17 protein-coding genes are annotated in these 15,849 nt (G+C 41.9%); 7 read left to right on the top strand and 10 right to left on the bottom strand.

The genetic code is table 11. The features are described from left to right. The first annotated feature begins 58 nt into the window (after positions 1-58). Positions 59-496: a hypothetical protein gene (locus AC57BQ_RS16590; protein ID WP_090467385.1), complete on the top strand. Its 438-nt coding sequence runs from the start codon at positions 59-61 to the stop codon at positions 494-496. Between the two features lie 79 nt (positions 497-575). On the opposite strand, the gene bshB1 is transcribed toward AC57BQ_RS16590, so the two are convergent. Genes bshB1 through AC57BQ_RS16605 form a run of 3 tightly spaced genes read right to left on the bottom strand, consistent with a single transcriptional unit; the run spans position 576 to position 2,433 of the window. Then, on the bottom strand, positions 576-1,298 hold the full coding sequence (bshB1, locus tag AC57BQ_RS16595) for a bacillithiol biosynthesis deacetylase BshB1 (protein ID WP_496407352.1): 723 nt from the start codon (positions 1,296-1,298) through the stop codon (positions 576-578). Between the two features lie 14 nt (positions 1,299-1,312). Continuing rightward, on the bottom strand, positions 1,313-1,813 hold the full coding sequence (locus tag AC57BQ_RS16600) for a glutathione peroxidase (RefSeq protein WP_496407353.1): 501 nt from the start codon (positions 1,811-1,813) through the stop codon (positions 1,313-1,315). A gap of 2 nt (positions 1,814-1,815) precedes the next feature. Further along, on the bottom strand, positions 1,816-2,433 hold the full coding sequence (locus tag AC57BQ_RS16605; protein WP_496407354.1) for a DUF4294 domain-containing protein: 618 nt from the start codon (positions 2,431-2,433) through the stop codon (positions 1,816-1,818). 108 nt (positions 2,434-2,541) lie between these two features. Here AC57BQ_RS16605 and AC57BQ_RS16610 point away from each other — a divergent pair, with 108 nt between their 5' ends. The 3 genes from AC57BQ_RS16610 to AC57BQ_RS16620 all read left to right on the top strand — a co-directional run bounded on the left by AC57BQ_RS16610 (position 2,542) and on the right by AC57BQ_RS16620 (position 6,703). Further along, positions 2,542-4,764: a RelA/SpoT family protein gene (locus AC57BQ_RS16610; RefSeq protein ID WP_496407355.1), complete on the top strand. Its 2,223-nt coding sequence runs from the start codon at positions 2,542-2,544 to the stop codon at positions 4,762-4,764. 155 nt (positions 4,765-4,919) lie between these two features. After that, the gene (locus AC57BQ_RS16615; protein ID WP_076374169.1) at positions 4,920-5,387 is read left to right on the top strand and encodes a Fur family transcriptional regulator; all 468 of its coding nucleotides are present in this window, start codon (positions 4,920-4,922) and stop codon (positions 5,385-5,387) included. A gap of 38 nt (positions 5,388-5,425) precedes the next feature. Next, positions 5,426-6,703 carry an adenylosuccinate synthase gene (locus AC57BQ_RS16620; protein ID WP_496407356.1) on the top strand — a complete coding sequence of 426 codons (1,278 nt, stop codon included), beginning with the start codon at positions 5,426-5,428 and terminating at the stop codon, positions 6,701-6,703. A 62-nt stretch (positions 6,704-6,765) separates the two neighbouring features. Here AC57BQ_RS16620 and AC57BQ_RS16625 read toward each other — a convergent pair whose 3' ends face one another. Then, on the bottom strand, positions 6,766-7,260 hold the full coding sequence (locus AC57BQ_RS16625) for a CPBP family intramembrane glutamic endopeptidase (RefSeq protein ID WP_496407357.1): 495 nt from the start codon (positions 7,258-7,260) through the stop codon (positions 6,766-6,768). Between the two features lie 89 nt (positions 7,261-7,349). Here AC57BQ_RS16625 and AC57BQ_RS16630 point away from each other — a divergent pair, with 89 nt between their 5' ends. Then, positions 7,350-8,615: an anthranilate synthase component I family protein gene (locus tag AC57BQ_RS16630; RefSeq protein WP_496407358.1), complete on the top strand. Its 1,266-nt coding sequence runs from the start codon at positions 7,350-7,352 to the stop codon at positions 8,613-8,615. Positions 8,616-8,794: 179 nt separating this feature from the next. On the opposite strand, the gene AC57BQ_RS16635 is transcribed toward AC57BQ_RS16630, so the two are convergent. The 5 genes from AC57BQ_RS16635 to AC57BQ_RS16655 form a co-directional block, all read right to left on the bottom strand. After that, positions 8,795-9,520: a YqjF family protein gene (locus tag AC57BQ_RS16635; protein WP_496407359.1), complete on the bottom strand. Its 726-nt coding sequence runs from the start codon at positions 9,518-9,520 to the stop codon at positions 8,795-8,797. A gap of 88 nt (positions 9,521-9,608) precedes the next feature. Then, on the bottom strand, positions 9,609-10,409 hold the full coding sequence (locus AC57BQ_RS16640) for a M48 family metallopeptidase (protein WP_496407360.1): 801 nt from the start codon (positions 10,407-10,409) through the stop codon (positions 9,609-9,611). Positions 10,410-10,414: 5 nt separating this feature from the next. Beyond that, a complete protein-coding gene (gene plsY, locus AC57BQ_RS16645; protein ID WP_076374174.1) occupies positions 10,415-11,062 on the bottom strand; it encodes a glycerol-3-phosphate 1-O-acyltransferase PlsY in 648 nt (215 codons plus the stop codon). 106 nt (positions 11,063-11,168) lie between these two features. Next, positions 11,169-12,011, bottom strand: a complete 843-nt coding sequence (nadC, locus tag AC57BQ_RS16650) for a carboxylating nicotinate-nucleotide diphosphorylase (RefSeq protein ID WP_496407361.1) — start codon at positions 12,009-12,011, stop codon at positions 11,169-11,171. Positions 12,012-12,164: 153 nt separating this feature from the next. Next, complete coding sequence (locus AC57BQ_RS16655; RefSeq protein WP_496407362.1) at positions 12,165-12,560, bottom strand: DUF4783 domain-containing protein; 396 nt, start codon at positions 12,558-12,560, stop codon at positions 12,165-12,167. Positions 12,561-12,750: 190 nt separating this feature from the next. On the opposite strand from AC57BQ_RS16655, the gene gpmI reads away from it, so the two are divergent. Together gpmI and AC57BQ_RS16665 are read left to right on the top strand one after the other, a co-directional pair. After that, on the top strand, positions 12,751-14,274 hold the full coding sequence (gene gpmI / locus AC57BQ_RS16660) for a 2,3-bisphosphoglycerate-independent phosphoglycerate mutase (protein ID WP_496407363.1): 1,524 nt from the start codon (positions 12,751-12,753) through the stop codon (positions 14,272-14,274). A gap of 1 nt (position 14,275) precedes the next feature. Then, positions 14,276-14,830: a hypothetical protein gene (locus AC57BQ_RS16665; RefSeq protein ID WP_496407364.1), complete on the top strand. Its 555-nt coding sequence runs from the start codon at positions 14,276-14,278 to the stop codon at positions 14,828-14,830. Between the two features lie 249 nt (positions 14,831-15,079). Here the strand turns inward: AC57BQ_RS16665 and AC57BQ_RS16670 are convergent, their stop codons facing one another. Continuing rightward, entirely contained in the window at positions 15,080-15,721 is a 642-nt protein-coding gene (locus AC57BQ_RS16670; protein WP_496407365.1) for a tetratricopeptide repeat protein, read from the bottom strand. Positions 15,722-15,849 lie beyond the last annotated feature (128 nt).

The raw sequence follows: 15,849 nt of genomic DNA on the forward strand, positions 1-15,849 counted from the left end.
TTTGAGTTACTTTTGTAATATCCCTATTAAAAGAGTACAGATCAATTCTTTTTACGTCATGAGCAAACACATAGAGAAACTAAAAAAACAACTCGTTGAAGTAGCGGAAGTTGTTAATTCATTCCAATCAGAATCTGTACAGGTTCGGATTATCGATCGGTTATTAGATGTAATGATTGAATCTGACAGAGTGGATACGGACGGGGCCGAACTATTCCTTAAAAAAGGACGCAGAATTCGGTCAGATGATGAAAATTTTGGCATTCCAGGCCGTAAAAAGCCAGGAGCAACTAAAATACTCAATCAGTTATTGAGTACCGACTTTTTTGATATTTCGCGTTCTATATCAGCTATCGCGACCTATTGTAAGGAGCAGTTTGATTCTGATTTCAAAACCTCTGAGCTTTCGGGCATCTTACTAAAGCTAGCTAACGAAAACAAGCTGAGAAGAGAAAGAAGCGTCGAGAATAATCGCTTCGAATACATAAAAGCCTAATATTAAACTACTTACATATTATTAATAAGCCGCGGTGTTAAATAACCTGCGGCTTATTTATTATAGGTTAATAAAGATATTATTTTAACGAAAATAAATTATCCACACCTAAAATTTTTCTGCTGGTAAAGCCTTCCGCATACTTAACTCCGATACTTTTTCCAAATTCCATAGCGCGGGCTGCAACAACGTTAATAAACTCAGGAGAAGATATATAGGTTTGTGGTTCGCCTTCCCATTCCGGGTTATGGAACTGCGACCCGAAAGCACGGATGCTCTCGATCTTTTTATCCCAAAAATCGGTTACATCAATCAAAATATCAGGCCTTATATAATTATCCTGTATAAAATGCAAAACAAGGTCAGGTCTCCAGGCATCCTGCAAGGCGCCATCCGCCGATGTTTCAATTTTTCGTAAACCCGATAAAAAAGCTGATGTTTCAACCAGTTCATTGGCACGTCCGTGATCTGGGTGCCTGTCGTGGTAAGCATTGGTTATTATAATGGAAGGCTGATATTTACGTATGGCTGATATTACCTTTAGCTGGTATTCCCTGGTGTTTTCAAAAAATCCATCGGGCAAACCCAGGTTTTCCCGTACAGCTAAGCCTAATATTTTTGCCGAAGCTGCTGCTTCCTGGTCACGGATCTCAGCTGAACCACGAGTACCTAATTCACCACGCGTAAGGTCAACCATGCCTACCTTTTTACCCAGGGCAATGTGTTTTAAAATAGTACCGGAACATCCGAGTTCGGCATCATCGGGATGAACCGATAAAACTAATATATCTAATTTAAGCATAAACAAGTGTTGAATTATAAAACGGCCTGTAAAAGGCGTTCGATCTTTTTCCTGATCTTTGAAGATGTAGGCTTGGTAAAAGGATAATAGAAATCGGTTACATGACCACTGCGATCCACCAAAAATTTATGAAAGTTCCACCGCGGAACAGACTTCAGGTTACCGTTATCTTTTTTATTAGCAAAAAACTGGTATAGCGGATGCGCGTAGGGCCCCCGTACCCTTATCTTTTCAAATACGGGATAATTGGCTCCTGCATTTTCGCAAAAGGTGGCTATAGCCTCTCCTTCTAACGGCTCTTGTCCGCCAAAATCATTTGAGGGAAAGGCCAGCACTTCAAAATCTGTGTTCTTAAACTGATCTTTAAGGTTAGCCAGGTCTTTAAGTTGAGGGGTAAAACCGCATTGAGAAGCGGTATTAACTACTAAAAGAACTTTATTTTTATAGGCCGACAGGCTAATCTCTTCACCGTTTAATGTCTGCACATCAAACTTGTAGATACTATTGTTATCCATTATTAATTGTTAGTGGAATTATATCCGGCCTGTTTCAAAATGGCCTCGATATCTTTCTGCTCTTCAGGGTCGTAGGTTTCCTTTAGGTTGTGGCCAAATATACTAGCCACTGATTGAAACATAAAGGCTTTAAAACCACCCTTAAGCTCTTTAACCATCGTATAGCTGGTAGTGCCGGTTTCGCGGTCAATCAGCTTGATCAATACCTCACCCTGACTAATTGTCAGATTTTTTATTTCCTTGTTAAACAATGTTTTTATTTCGGTTTCACAGGCGGCTACCAACTCTTTCTGTTTATGCTTATCGCCTGTAAGTGCCAGATCGCGTTGCAACTGGCGGTAACGCTGCCCCGCAAAACGTGCATAGGGCAACACTTTGAACACATTATACCTTAACCGGTTATAAGCCATACGATCGGCTTCACTGGCAAATATACGTGTATCAACAATTTTTACTTCGGGAGTAACTATCCAGGGCACCAGTTCTCCATTCAAATCGGTCATGGCCGTTTTGATGGTATCATTTTTGCCTAAAGTTACGGGTGCTGGTTTATCTGTCTGGGCTTTTAGCGCGCCCACGATGCCGAAACAAAACAAGAACAGAAAACCAATAAATTTCATAATTTTACTTAAAACAAAATTAAAGCAATTTTTTGTGGTATTTCAATATAATCTGTAATAATAATTTATAATTACAAGTTTATCAAGTAATACCATTAATATCAGCATATGAAAGAGTTAGTGATTGACCTGGAAGCGGAAAAAAATGAGATATTAAAAAGATATCGGGCTTTGCTGCGCGCCTGTAAATCGACCTTGCAAAAGGGCGATAAGCGCATGATCCGTAAAGCATTTGATATGGCGTTGGAAAGCCATAAAGACATGCGCCGTAAAAGCGGCGAACCATACATATACCACCCTATTGCCGTAGCACAAATAGCGGCCGAAGAAATAGGCCTGGGCACCACCTCCATTGTGTGTGCCTTGCTGCATGATGTGGTTGAAGATACCAACATGACGCTGGATGATATTGAAATGGAGTTTGGTAAAAAGGTAGCCAAGATCATTGACGGGCTAACCAAAATATCAGGTGTATTTGATACCAACAGCTCGTTACAAGCCGAGAATTTCCGTAAGATGCTGCTTACCCTAGCAGATGATGTGCGGGTGATTTTGATCAAACTGGCCGATCGCCTGCATAACATGCGGACTATGGAGTTTATGCCGCGCGATAAGCAGCTTAAACTATCCTCAGAAACTGTTTATTTATACGCCCCGCTGGCACACAGGCTGGGTTTGTACACCATAAAATCTGAACTGGAAGACCTCTCTATGAAATACATGGAGCGGGAAACCTACCAGTTTTTAAAAGTTAAGCTCAACGAGAAAAAGGCGGAGCGTGAAAAGTTTATCCGCGATTTTATTGAGCCGGTAAAAAGAGTATTGCTTGGCCAGGGTCTGGATGCGGATATTTTTGGTCGCCCAAAGTCCATCCATTCCATCTGGAATAAGATGAAGAAAAAATCGATACCTTTTGAAGAAGTGTATGATCTTTTTGCCATCAGGGTAATCCTGGATAGCACTCCCGAAAATGAAAAGGCCGATTGCTGGAAGGCCTACTCGATAGTTACCGATCTTTACCGCCCTAACCCTGATAGGCTGCGCGACTGGATATCATCACCCAAAGCCAATGGTTACGAATCATTACATACTACCGTAATGGGTCCCCGCGGTCAATGGGTTGAAGTACAGATCCGGACCAAACGGATGAACGAGATTGCGGAAAAAGGTTTTGCCGCGCACTGGAAGTATAAAGAATCAACCACGGATAGCGGTCTTGATCAGTGGGTGCAAAAGGTGAGGGATATGCTGAAAAACCCCGACTCCAACGCGCTCGATTTTCTGGATGATTTTAAAATGAACCTTTTCAGCGATGAAATCTTCATTTTCACTCCCAAAGGCGCCCTGATACAATTGCCTTTAAACGCTACCGCGCTCGATTTTGCCTTCGAGATACATACCGATGTGGGCGCCAGCTGTATTGGTGCCAAAGTAAATCACAAACTGGTACCACTGAGCTACAAATTGCAAAATGGCGACCAGGTGGAGATCATTACTTCGGGCAAGCAAACACCAAAGGAAGACTGGCTTAATTTTGTGGTTACCGCGAAAGCTAAAGCCAAAATAAAATCGGCATTAAAAGAAGAAAAACGGAAAATTGCCGAAGATGGCAAGGAGATACTAGAACGCAAGCTAAAATCGCTCAAGATCACCTACAATTCCGAAAACATACATAAGCTGAGTTACTTTTTTAAACTGGGATCGACCCAGGACTTGTTTTACAATATTGCCAAAGGCATTATTGACATGAAGGACCTGAAAGACTACCAGGCTTCGGAAAAGATAATTGAAAATAAACCTCAGGATAAAATTGAGCAGGAACAGGTACACAGCCTGCTGCGCAATATCAAAACCAAGGATAGCGACATATTGCTTATTGGCGAGGATATGCAAAAAATTGACTATAAACTGGCCAATTGCTGTAACCCTATCCCCGGCGATGATGTATTTGGCTTTGTAACGGTGAGCGATGGCATTAAGATCCACCGTACCAACTGCCCTAATGCCGCTAAGCTGATGGCCAATTATGGCTACCGGATTGTAAAGGCCCGCTGGACAAATCAGCAGGAATTGGCATTTTTAACCGGCTTGCGTATTACAGGTATTGACGATGTGGGCCTGATCAATAAACTCACCACGGTAATATCACAGGATTTTAAGGTGAATATCCGTTCCATCACAGTTGATAGTGATAATGGCATTTTTGAAGGCTCGTTAATGGTATACGTAAATGATACCGAGCATTTGGATAACCTGATCAAAAACCTAAAAATGGTTAAGGGTATAACCGCTGTAAACCGTTTCGATTCGGCAATTGAAAAAGCTTCATAAGCAAGAGTCAAGAATCAAGAGATAAGAGTCAGGATGCTTTAAAAACAACATCCTTGTCTCTTGATTCTCATATCTTGATTCTTGACTCTCGTCTCTTGATTCTTATTTCCTGATTCTATCTTTTATTAATAACTTTGGCTCTTTAATAGACAACTATGCCTCAACAGGATACAATAGCGTTGGTTAAAAAAATTTTCGAAGCTTATCTCGAAAACAAAAACCTGCGTAAAACGCCCGAGCGTTTTGCTATACTTGAAGAAATTTATTCACGTACCGATCACTTTGATGTGGAGTCATTGTACATCCACATGAAAAATAAAAAATACCGTGTAAGTCGCGCCACTGTATATAATACCCTGGAGTTGCTGGTATCATGTGACCTGGTGACCAAACACCAGTTTGGTAAAAACATGGCCCAATTTGAAAAATCATACGGCTATAAGCAGCATGATCATATCATTTGCATTGACTGCGGTAAGGTTGTTGAGTTTTGCGACCCGCGCATACAGCAGATACAAAGCATGATGGGCGACATCCTGAAATTTGAGATCAAACACCACTCCCTTAATCTTTACGGCAATTGCACCAAATTAAGAGAGGGTAATTGTGACAGAAAAGCATAACTTTGCCCCCCTTAATATCATACTCTGAATTTACATAAATGGCTGTTGACGTATTATTAGGCCTCCAATGGGGCGATGAAGGTAAAGGAAAAATTGTTGATGTGCTTAGCGCAGGTTATGACCTGATAGCACGTTTCCAGGGCGGCCCAAATGCCGGGCATACTTTGGAATTTGACGGTAAAAAATTTGTTTTAAATACCATTCCTTCAGGTATATTTTTTGAGAACACCATGAACCTGATCGGTAATGGTGTAGTGATCGACCCGATCACGCTGAAAAAAGAATTAGAAAAACTGAAAGATGCCGGGCATGATCTATTAGCGAAAAAGAATTTGCTGATAGCTAAAAAGGCTCACCTTATATTACCAACGCACCAATTGCTTGATGCCGCTAATGAAAAAAAGATGGGCGATGGCAAAATTGGTTCTACCTTAAAAGGTATCGGTCCAACTTACATGGATAAAACCGGTCGTAATGGTTTACGTATAGGTGATATTACTCTGCCCGATTTTAAAGAACGTTACCAGAAACTGGTTGATAAGCATGTATCCATGCTGCAAGCGTTATACGGAGAAGTTGCCGATTTTTCTGAACGCGAAACCGCATTTTTTGAAGCGCTTGATCTGTTACGTCAATTCCCATTGGTTGACTCTGAGCATTTAGTCAACAACTACATCAAACAAGGTAAAAAAGTATTGGCCGAAGGTGCACAGGGAGCTATGCTGGATATTGATTTTGGCTCATACCCTTTTGTTACTTCGTCAAATACAACCGCTGCCGGAGCCTGTACAGGTTTGGGTATAGCACCGCAACAAATTGGCGAGGTGATAGGTATTTTTAAAGCTTATTGCACACGTGTTGGCGGTGGCCCCTTCCCTACCGAACTGGAGGACGAAACAGGCGAAGAATTACGCCGTATAGGCCATGAATTTGGAGCAACCACCGGAAGGCCACGCCGTACGGGATGGATCGATCTGCCGGCTTTAAAATACGCTATAATGCTTAATGGCGTTACCCAGCTGGTAATGACCAAAGCCGATGTATTAAGCGGCTTTGATAAAATATATGCCTGTACCCACTACAACTATCTGGGCGAAAAGATCGATTACATGCCCTACGATATTTGCTCGGTAAGCCCCGACCCAATTTTGAAAGAAATTGACGGCTGGAAAGAAGATCTGACCGGTATTACCGAATTAAACCAGATCCCTGCCAGACTACAATCATATATTGATTATTTAGAGGCAGAACTCGGCGTTCCTGTTAAATATCTATCCGTAGGGCCAGACAGGAAACAAACGCTGGTAATGCACTAATTGCATCAGCTATTCAAAAGCCCTGCATCTTATAGATGCAGGGCTTTTTTTGTTATTTATGGTTAAAGGTATCTGGCTAAAACAGCATACAGGTTATATAAGGCATGCAACAACACAACATATAAAAATGCCTGACGGCCGTTCTTTATCCGCTTGCAATAAATGTAAAGAAAACTCATGATCACTCCGCTAAAAAACATAGCGATCATATAAAGCGGATTATAATAATGGTTTACTCCAAATAATAATGCGGGGATAATGATCAGCAGATATAAACTTTTTATCCCGAATTTGTTCATCAGCTGATTGGGCAAACTGATAAACAACCAGGTTTCCAGCAGTGGCGCAAAAATGCAAGCTACCAACAACTGCTCGGGAACGGACTCTTTATCGATAGGGTTATTGAGCAAGTCAGCCTCTGGAAAATAATGGTCTGCAATAAAGGCAAAGAAAAAACTATTCAGAAAAGATAAAATCAAACAAGCCAAAAAAACATAGTAAAATTTGATCCTACCCGAGATCAGCCCTTCTTTAAAATGATATGCCCGTAATTGCATTGAATAAGCTTTGCATTTATTCACCCAATATAGGATAACAAAAAGACACTTCATGCAGCCTTTTTACTTTACTTGCTTATTTTTGCCGGGTGATTATTCCTGTTCAAGATCTTCCCCTGTTTAAACAAAAAGCGCTGCAATGGGCCTCATCATTTGATGCCGTCTGCTACCTGGAATCCAACGGGTTTAATGACCCCTATGGTAAATTTGACACGCTGATAGCTGTCGGGGAAAAAGATGCAGTAACGGCACAATCAGGGAACGCTTTTGATCAACTGGAAGCTTTCCGACAAAATAACCCGGGATGGATAAGCGGTTTTTTCGGTTACGACCTGAAGAATGAAACAGAACAGCTATCATCTGCCAATCCGGATGGATTACAGTTTCCGGATCTTTATTTTTTTGCGCCTCTACATCTAATTATCATTAAGGATGGCAAAGTGGAGTTCATTAGTGACGAGCCTGAGCAGGTTTTTGACCTGATTGATCAACAAGAGTTAATTATCTATAAGGAACAGCCCGCTATAGCATTAAAATCCCGCTTTAGCCGGCAAGAATATATTGATGCCGTAAAGGGTATTCAGGAACACATTAACCGGGGTGATATATATGTTACCAATTTTTGCCAGGAGTTTTTTGCCGAACATACCACGATAGATCCGCTGGCCATATTTACACAGCTAAATAAGGTTTCACCGAACCCTTTCAGCACCTTTTTTAAGTGGAAAAACAACTATATACTGGGGGCGTCGCCCGAGCGTTTCCTGGCCAAACGTGGCACTAAACTGATATCGCAGCCCATAAAAGGCACCGCCAAAAGGGATGCAGATATACAGGCTGACGAATTGATCAAACAACAGCTACGTAACCACCCCAAAGAGCTGCAGGAAAACGTAATGATAGTTGACCTGGTACGGAATGACCTGACCCGCTCTGCCAAGCAGGGCACTGTGAAAACAGAAGAGTTATTTGGTATACACAGTTTTCAATATGTGCATCAAATGATATCAACCGTGGTATGTGAGCTACAGGAAGGCTTATCGACAGTACAAGCCATTAAAAATACCTTTCCGATGGGCAGCATGACCGGTGCACCTAAGATCAGCGCTATGCAACTAATGGAACAATATGAGCGCAGCAAACGGGGGGTATACTCGGGGGCTATAGGTTATTTGAGCCCGGATAATGATTTTGATCTGAATGTGGTTATCCGTACTCTGCTTTACAACTCAGCAAGGCAATACGTATCATTCCATGCCGGGAGTGCGATCACATACCATGCCGATCCGGTAAAAGAGTATGAAGAATGCCTGCTCAAAGCACAGGCTGTTATGGAGGTTCTGGGAGGTCTTTAGATAAGAAATCTCCCGTCATTGCGAGCGTAGCGTGGCCAACCGACCGGAGGGAGCTCATTAATACCTTTAAAGACAATTAAAAACATTAATAATCCCCGACTTACAGAGTGAACCTGCATACCGGGGATTGCCACGTCGTTCCTCCTCGCAATGACGTATTTTTTAATTTAGACTTCAGACTAAACCACTATCTTATCACCCATCCTCACCTTAATATCAGATCCAGCGGCAAAAAACACCGATACGGGTTCTTTTCTTAAATAGGGTTCAAAAGCTTCGCCATAAAGCCCGGCAACATCAGCTTCAAATACATGATTTTTAACCAGGCCTGTTTGCCAGGAGATATGCTCAACCTGATATTCCATAGTGACGGTGTCTGATAGTTTATTATAACCCCAATAATGTTCAAAAATAAATTCCTCGGCACTGCCTGGTTTAATATCCTGCAATTGATTACTTGCTGTTGCTCCTAATTTATTCCACTTACCTTTAAACTTCCACTCATATAAAAATTGGGTATGACTATCCTGGGTTAAAGTAACCGAGCTGCGCACAGGCATAGCCTGGTAATGTTCTTTATATAAATTATTGGCGATAAGCGCTATCATGCTTTTGGGCACTATTTCACTTACAAAAACAGCACCGCGTTTCCATTCTGTACCGTTAAAATGCTTTACATAAAAGCGCAGGTTTACTTCTTCAAAATTTACATGCCAGGGCCATTTGATGCCAAGTACGCTGGTATCTGCAAATACAAAACCAACCATACTTACCAATGCCTTCCCTTGCCAAAGATCAAGTACTGTACCGGGCGGTAAATAGGCATCTAATATTTGCGGATCAATTTCGTAATTCAGCATCACCAGGTTTTTCCATTGTGCCTGTAAAAATTGACGTTTAGCCATTTTGTGTTGTAAAAATGCAAGTATAACCGGAGAGTGGTGTAATAAAAAAGGTCTCATCGAAAAAATGAGACCTTTTTTATTTCTTGAATTATTTTTTATAATATTTCATAGCCTCTGGTATAAGGCGCTGGATATTCGCGATACGGGTTGCATCAGAAGGGTGAGTGCTTAGCAGCTCTGGCGGAGCGCCACCTTTATTTTGAGCCGCCATACGCTGCCAAAAACCTACAGCCTCATGCGGATCATAACCCGCCATGGCCATAAAAGTGAGCCCCAAACGATCAGCTTCTGATTCCTGATCACGGGAGTATTTTAATAAAACTACTTGGGTGCCCACGCCGTATGCCTGGCTAAAAAGCCCCTGCATTACCTGCGATTGTTTGGCCACCGCAATCCCGGCCAGTGAACCGCCAAATTGTGCCAATGTTTGCTGAGATATGCGTTCCGCAGAGTGCCTGGCTATAGCATGACCGATCTCATGGCCCATTACAACGGCCAAATAAGCATCGGTATTAGCAACAGGCAGCAGACCGCTATATACAGCTACTTTACCTCCCGGCATACACCAGGCATTTACTTCGCTGCTTTGTATCAGGTTAAATTCCCATTGAAAGTTATATTGATTGGCATAGCCATTCTGTTGCAGGTATTGCTCAATAGCTGCAGCCAGATTGCTGCCTATTCTTTTAATCCGCTGAGCGTCGGCACCGCTGCCAACAACCTTGGTTTTAGGATCTGTTAATAATTGTTTGTAGCTGGCTGCTGCCGATTGGTTTACTTCGGCGTCGCCTACCAGGCTTAGTTGCCGGCGACCGGTTAACGGTACTGTTGAACAGGAATACAATGCAATGATAAAGATCAGAGCAAGGGCAGGTCTGAATTTTTTCATGGTGATCAGGTAGTTTTCTTCTTTAAAAAATTAACTTTTGACTCGGTGCCTTTTAGTAAGCGTTCGATGTTTTTTTGGTGCGTTACCAGTATGAGCAAGCAGATGCACATACCATATATAACTACCGACCGGATAGACGTTGGAAAAATAAACGAAACTCCGATAGGATATGTAAAGGCAGCAGCGATAGAGCTAAGCGATACATAACGTGTAGTTAAAAGCACTATTACAAATACCAGAACACATAATAAAGCGGCATGTAAATGAATAGCCAAAATCATTCCAAATAAAGTAGCCACACCTTTTCCACCACGAAAACCTGCAAAAATCGGGAACAGGTGCCCCATTACCGCGGCTATACCTAAAGCAAGCGCGTAATTTGTATAAGCTATAGAGTTTGACGGCCCGGTGGTTGATACACCAATAAAATAAGCCAGATTGGTAGCTGTCCACCCCTTTAAAATATCCAACAGCATTACGGGGATACCGGCCTTTTTACCCAACACCCTGAAAGTATTAGTTGCACCCGCGTTCCCGCTGCCATACTCACGAACATCAATATCATAGAAAGCCAGCCCTATCCAAACGGCCGTAGGTATAGACCCGCAGAGATAAGCCAGAATGAGCGCTGAAACTGAATAAACGGTTATCATTTCCCTGCAATATTACGAAATTGATATGGTACTAAGGGTTAAATTCTAAACTCTAAATCCGAAACTTTAAACTCTAAATCCGAAATCGAACATCCCAATTCCGAAATCAGATCGCTTTAAGACTCAGGTCAAGACTTTTAACAGAGTGAGTTAACGCCCCAACCGATATGTAATCAACCCCACACTCCGCATAACCGCGTATATTATCAATGGTTATACCTCCGGATGCCTCGGTAATGAAGCGGCCCTGAATAATATTGACAGCCTCCCTTAAGTCGGCAAAGTTAAAGTTATCTAACAATATACGGTTTACATGACCGGTTTGCAGAACCTGGTCAAGCTCCTCCAGGTTACGCACTTCTATTTCGATAGCCAGCTTTTTGCCATGGTCGATAAGATATTGATTGGCCCTTTCAATGGCCTGCCTTATACCTCCGGCGTAATCAACATGATTGTCTTTGATCAGTATCATATCATACAAACCAAAACGATGATTAACACCTCCACCAATTCTTACTGCCCATTTTTCAATATAACGCAGGCCCGGAGTAGTTTTACGGGTATCCAGAACTTTGGTTTGGGTATCTTTTAACAGATCGACTATCTCACGTGTTTTAGTAGCGATGCCCGACATGCGCTGCATACAGTTCAATACCAAACGTTCGGCCTTTAAAATACTTTGCGAATTGCCTTCTACCTCAAAGGCTACGTCTTTAGGTTTTATAACGGCGCCATCAGTCAAAAACACGTTTACCTTCAGGTTGGCATCAACTACTTTAAAAATCTCTAATGCCAGTTCAACCCCGGCCAATATGCCTTCGTCTTTTACCAGGAGTTTTGCTTTACCGGTGCTATCGGCAGGAATAGTTGATAAAGAAGTATGGTCGCCATCGCCAACATCTTCCTTTAAAGCCTCAATTATAAAGTGGTGTATTAGTTCCTTATCCAAGAGTATAACTTTTAAACCTCAAAAGTAATAACATTTTGCGGATGTGCAGGTTTTTTTGATCTCCATAGTCGATGGTCGATAGACCATAGTGAATAATGGCTTATTGTTCATAGTTGAACCATGGACTATGGACCATCGACTATGGACTATAAATCACTTCACCTTTTCATTTTCAATACGGAGTTCAATAATGGACATTTTACCACCCGTATCCTTCAGGGTAAGGGCTACCCGGTACAATCCGGCTTCGGTAGTTAAAATAAATACCCCAAAGCGATAATTGGCGCTTGAGTTTACCTTATGTAATAGTTTGATGCTTTTAGGCTTATTTTTTGAGAAAAATTTATCCAATATCAATGTAGCCTGGGCCTGGGAGTAAATATTTTCCTCATCCATTAAAGTGATCTCGACGCTGGAGGCAAATGATTTAGCCAATTCTTTGGCATTGCCCTGCTTTATAAGGTTGGCTACATCATCTATCGGATCGGCCGGTGTAAAGCCGGGCAAAAGAAATAGCATAATAAAGGACGACAGACAAACCAGCTTCATATAATTATTTAATAAACAGAATTTTAAAATAACACGGATTATTAATGGAATCAACGGGGCTATTGACCTTTAAATAAGATATAACTGTTTTTACACGCAATTATTATCAAATAACGGCATAGTATATTCCGCAAACCGAAATTAAAAAAATAATCATATAAAGTACAGCGTTGCCTTTTATATTTGCGATGTGGAAAATCAAAAAAAACTCGCATTAATTATTCTTGATGGCTGGGGTTATGGTCGTAATGACCAGTCGAACGCTATACTTGCCGCAAACACTCCTTTTGTTGATGGTTTGCTGCAGCAATATCCAAATTCAAAATTGGAAGCATCCGGAACCGCGGTAGGTTTACCTGCCGGGCAAATGGGCAACTCAGAAGTTGGGCACATGAACCTGGGTGCCGGCCGTGTAGTTTACCAGGAACTGGGTCGTATCCATAAAGCTGTTGACGATAATGAATTGCCAACCATCCCGGTATTGAAAAATGCTTTTGAATATGCCAAACAAAATAACCGCGATGTACACTTCATTGGCCTGGTATCTGATGGTGGGGTTCACTCCCATATCAGGCACGTAAAAGGTTTATGCGATGCTGCAAAGCAGTTGGAAGTTAAAAATGTATACATCCATGCTTTTTTAGACGGCCGCGACACCGATCCTAAATCAGGATTGGGTTTTGTTACCGATCTGGAGCAATATATCGAAGGATCTGATGTAAAAGTGGCATCGGCTATCGGCAGGTATTATGCAATGGATCGCGATAATCGTTGGGAAAGAGTAAAATTGGCCTATGACCTCCTGGTTAATGGCGAGGGAGAAGCAACCCAACATATTACAGACCTGATCAAAAAATCGTACGAAGAAGGTGTAACCGATGAATTTATAAAGCCAATTGTCAGAGTTGATGCGGATGGTAAACCACTGGCTGTTATTAAAGATGGCGACGTAGTGATCTGCTTCAACTTCCGTACAGACAGGGGTCGCGAGATCAGTATAGCCTTAACACAGAAATCATTCCCTGAATATAATCTGCACCCGTTGGCGATCCGTTATATCACCATGACCCCGTACGACGAAACGTTTAAAAACGTACAGGTGGTGTTTAACAAAGAGGATCTGACCAAAACTTTGGGCGAGATTTTACAGAATGCAGGCAAAACGCAGATCAGAATAGCCGAAACCGAGAAATACCCACACGTAACCTTCTTCTTCTCGGGCGGTCGCGAAAAAGAATTTGTTAATGAGAAACGCTTACTGGCACCATCGCCAAAAGTAGCCACATATGATCTGCAGCCCGAAATGAATGCGGCCGGCATCCGTGATGCTATTATCCCTGAACTGGAAAGCGGCTGGCCCGATTTTGTTTGCCTTAACTTCGCCAACACCGATATGGTTGGCCATACAGGTGTTTTTAGCGCGGTTGTTAAAGCTGCCGAAACTGCCGATGCCTGTACCAAAGCAGTAGTTGAAGCTGGTTTGGCCAATGGCTATTCATTCATTATCCTGGCCGATCATGGCAACGCCGATTATATGATCAACGAAGATGGTTCGCCAAATACAGCGCATACCACCAACCTGGTGCCTTGTATTATTATTGACAAAGACGTGAAACAGGTAAAGGATGGTAAACTGGGTGATATAGCCCCTACCATTTTAAGTATACTGGGCGTAGCTATCCCTGCGGAAATGACCGGGAATGTATTGGTATAAATTGAAATTATTACCCATAACCGCCTTCTTGGGCGGTATCATGCTGATATCCGGCTTGCCATCATGCAGGCCGGATATTAAGCAAAGCGGCGCTGTATTAAAATATGTCGACATCAGTGGCTTTTTCAAAACCGATACCGCAAAGTTGACCAAACTAAATCCCCTTGTCAATAAAACCGTAACCCATAACGGTGTTACAGAAAATAAAACCCTGCATATTACCAATTGGGGACAGGAACTAAACCTGTTCATACAATCGGATATTAACCGGCCTGCCTGGAAAAACAGCTACAGGGTTCAAACTACTGATAGCTTAATAGTGTACCAGGCCAAATATCCTGACCTGCGAACTACCCGCATCGTGATCAAAAAGGACGGTAATAAAATAAAATGGGTACTTGTTTTTAACCATACCAAAAACCTGTTGTATGAAACCAGGGAAAAATTAAGTTATTTTCCGGATTCGGCCTACCTCATCGAGAAATGGCAACACGTTCGGTTAATGGGCCAAAACAATTACCGCATCGAGGGTATTTTGAAAAAAGGTATCAAGTAACGAGTATCAAGTATCAAGATTTCTAAATGTGGCACATATATATAGAACTTGCATATTTAAGCGTCCACGCTTAAATACCAAACAAGTGAGCGTCGACGCTCATCTAAAGCAAAGTTCAAGTGCAGACCCTTGAACTGCCACATTAATAAGAGTCAAGAAAAAAGAGTCAGGAATCCGGCTACATCAAAAATATTCAATCATCAAGTGCTTTTGTCTTGATACTTGATACTAACTACTTGATACTAAAAATCAGTGGCGAGCCACAGTAGGAGCAACGGCCTGCGATAGTTTGTCTTTTGACTGATCGATCAGGTTTGCAATATCCATTCTTCCGGGGTTATCGTTCAGTACCTTTTCAAGGTCGGTTATAGAAGCCTTCAGGGAATTGATACCCCTTGCCCGATCGTAAAAATGTGAGTTATTCTGTAGTTTGAACAATCCGTAATCACGGTAGGCAAGCCCCCTGTTCTGATAGAACTTACTATCATTAGGGTCACTGTTGATAGATATAGCCTTGGTCAGGTCCACAATAGCACCCAACAGGTATAGTTCCTTATCTGACGGTGATGTTTGGTTATCCTTCCCCAGGTAGCTTTTTGCCCGGGCCCTGTAATAGTAGGCTGAAGCATCTGCCGGTTTTATGGCAATAACACGGGTATAAGCAGCTATTGATTTTTTATAATTATCACTATGGTAATAAGAGTAACCCAGCATCCACAGCGCGTTGGCATTGGTTGAATCTGTGATACAAGCCTTCTCCAGGTGTGATACCGCCGATCTGAAATCGCCATCCATCAAAGCCTGCTGCCCCATTTTTACATAGGCGCTTTGTGCCACAGCTGATTCGAGCGAGGACATAATCAGAAAAGATACAATGACCGATAACTTCATTAGCGATTAATAGTGAAACAGAAACGGTATAACATTAACTACCATTACATCGAATTATTATGCCAAAAGGCATTTTTATTCAAAAAAATATCGTTTCTAAAAAAATTCCAGAAGGCTATACTATGACT

The organism is Mucilaginibacter sp. BGA-UO-ETr-C110, assembly GCF_059567985.1.

Bases quoted from the DNA above. Each gene is read 5' to 3' on its own strand.
- AC57BQ_RS16590 (WP_090467385.1), top strand. From the start codon at position 59: ATGAGCAAACACATAGAGAAACTAAAAAAACAACTCGTTGAAGTAGCG.
- bshB1 (WP_496407352.1), bottom strand. From the start codon at position 1,298: ATGCTTAAATTAGATATATTAGTTTTATCGGTTCATCCCGATGATGCC.
- AC57BQ_RS16600 (WP_496407353.1), bottom strand. From the start codon at position 1,813: ATGGATAACAATAGTATCTACAAGTTTGATGTGCAGACATTAAACGGT.
- AC57BQ_RS16605 (WP_496407354.1), bottom strand. From the start codon at position 2,433: ATGAAATTTATTGGTTTTCTGTTCTTGTTTTGTTTCGGCATCGTGGGC.
- AC57BQ_RS16610 (WP_496407355.1), top strand. From the start codon at position 2,542: ATGAAAGAGTTAGTGATTGACCTGGAAGCGGAAAAAAATGAGATATTA.
- AC57BQ_RS16615 (WP_076374169.1), top strand. From the start codon at position 4,920: ATGCCTCAACAGGATACAATAGCGTTGGTTAAAAAAATTTTCGAAGCT.
- AC57BQ_RS16620 (WP_496407356.1), top strand. From the start codon at position 5,426: ATGGCTGTTGACGTATTATTAGGCCTCCAATGGGGCGATGAAGGTAAA.
- AC57BQ_RS16625 (WP_496407357.1), bottom strand. From the start codon at position 7,260: ATGCAATTACGGGCATATCATTTTAAAGAAGGGCTGATCTCGGGTAGG.
- AC57BQ_RS16635 (WP_496407359.1), bottom strand. From the start codon at position 9,520: ATGGCTAAACGTCAATTTTTACAGGCACAATGGAAAAACCTGGTGATG.
- AC57BQ_RS16640 (WP_496407360.1), bottom strand. From the start codon at position 10,409: ATGAAAAAATTCAGACCTGCCCTTGCTCTGATCTTTATCATTGCATTG.
- plsY (WP_076374174.1), bottom strand. From the start codon at position 11,062: ATGATAACCGTTTATTCAGTTTCAGCGCTCATTCTGGCTTATCTCTGC.
- AC57BQ_RS16655 (WP_496407362.1), bottom strand. From the start codon at position 12,560: ATGAAGCTGGTTTGTCTGTCGTCCTTTATTATGCTATTTCTTTTGCCC.
- AC57BQ_RS16670 (WP_496407365.1), bottom strand. From the start codon at position 15,721: ATGAAGTTATCGGTCATTGTATCTTTTCTGATTATGTCCTCGCTCGAA.